This window comes from Brevibacterium sp. ACRRH, from assembly GCF_022346365.1.
Lineage (GTDB): Bacteria > Actinomycetota > Actinomycetes > Actinomycetales > Brevibacteriaceae > Brevibacterium > Brevibacterium paucivorans.
In genome coordinates this window covers 1-1,424 of the sequence record NZ_JAKRMN010000019.1, presented here as the reverse complement: position 1 = coordinate 1,424, position 1,424 = coordinate 1, and the positions used below count along the sequence as shown (strand labels likewise).

Annotated in this window: 1 protein-coding gene; it reads right to left on the bottom strand. The window is 51.8% G+C overall.

Annotation, left to right across the window (positions count from 1 at the left end; all coding sequences use genetic code 11):
• Window positions 1-29: 29 nt before the first annotated feature.
• The gene (locus tag MHX53_RS11470; RefSeq protein WP_239272782.1) at window positions 30-1,367 is read right to left on the bottom strand and encodes an IS256 family transposase; all 1,338 of its coding nucleotides are present in this window, start codon (window positions 1,365-1,367) and stop codon (window positions 30-32) included.
• Between the last annotated feature and the right edge of the window lie 57 nt (window positions 1,368-1,424).

Below are 1,424 nucleotides of genomic sequence, written 5' to 3'. Positions count from 1 at the left end.
GGGCTTGTCAAGTTGTTTGTGTCTGAGTGTTATAGGTATTTGTTGATTCGGTCGGGGTAGGCCGTGGCGAGTTGGGCCAGGGCTTGTTTCCAGTTCGTGGTTTGTCGTCCTTCTATAAGCCGTATGTTTTTCTGGTTAATTTTGCCTGCACCGCGGTCTTTAGCGCGTTCACGGGCTCGTTTATCTTCGATGTTGCAGATCGCTAGCCACAGGAGTTTCACGACGGACTCGTCAGTGGGAAATTGCGACCTGTTTTTCGTCACTTTGCGTAGCTGGTAGTTCAACGATTCGATCGCGTTGGTCGTGTAAATCACTCGTCTAAGCGCTGGTGGAAACGCAAGGAACGGCGTGAATCGGTCCCACGCGTTTTCCCATGTCGCGACCGCCGAAGGGTATTTCTGCCCAAGCGGCGAGCTAGCGAAGTCAGTAAGCGCTTGTAATGCCGTATCTTCATTAGCCGCGGTGTACACCGGTTTCAGCGCTTTGGATACGGCTTTACGATCACCATGAGCTACGAACCTGTTTGCGTTTCGTATCAGGTGGACCACGCAGGTTTGTACCAGTGACTCCGGCCAGGTCGCTTCGATCGCTTCTGCCAGGCCTGTAAGCCCGTCACAACATACGATGAGCACATCATTAACACCACGGTTAGCAAGCTCGGCGCACACATGCGCCCAAAAGGACGCCCCTTCAGTGTTTTGCACCCAGATACCTAAGACATGCTTGATACCGTCCATATCAACCCCCACAGCAATGTGCGCGGCTTTGGACCTCACATGACCGTTGTCCCGAACCTTCACCCGGATCGCGTCCAGATAGATCACGGGGTAAAACTCTTCCAATGGCCGGTTTTGCCACTCCAACACCGATTCCATGACCGCATCAGTGATATTCGAGATCGTTTCATGCGATAGTTCCGTCCCGATCGTGGTTTCTAAATGATGCTGGATATCCCTGATCGTCATACCACCGGCATACAACGAGATGATCATGTCATCTAACCCGCCAAGGCGACGCGATCCTTTTGGAACAAGCCGCGGAGTAAATGACCCCTCACGATCCCGGGGTACCGCGATTTCAACACTTCCTGACTCCGTGGCAACGGTCTTGGCATACGAACCATTCCGCGAGTTCGTCGTTGATTTATCTTCACGATTACCCGACTCATAACCCAAATGCGAAGTCAGCTCAGCCTGCAATCCCCGTTCAAGAGTTTCCTTAATCAAAGCTGGCACTAAACCACCATCACCAGTGAGCTCAACCTGCCCAGAATCAATCTTGGCAAACAACTCATCCAAAGCACCAGAAGCCTTCAACTGCTCAACAAGCTCAGCAGCAGACTCAGAATTCCCACGTGTATCAGTCACAGTCACTATGATGTCCTTTCATCACTAACCCTGTACACAAACCATTTGACACCCCCC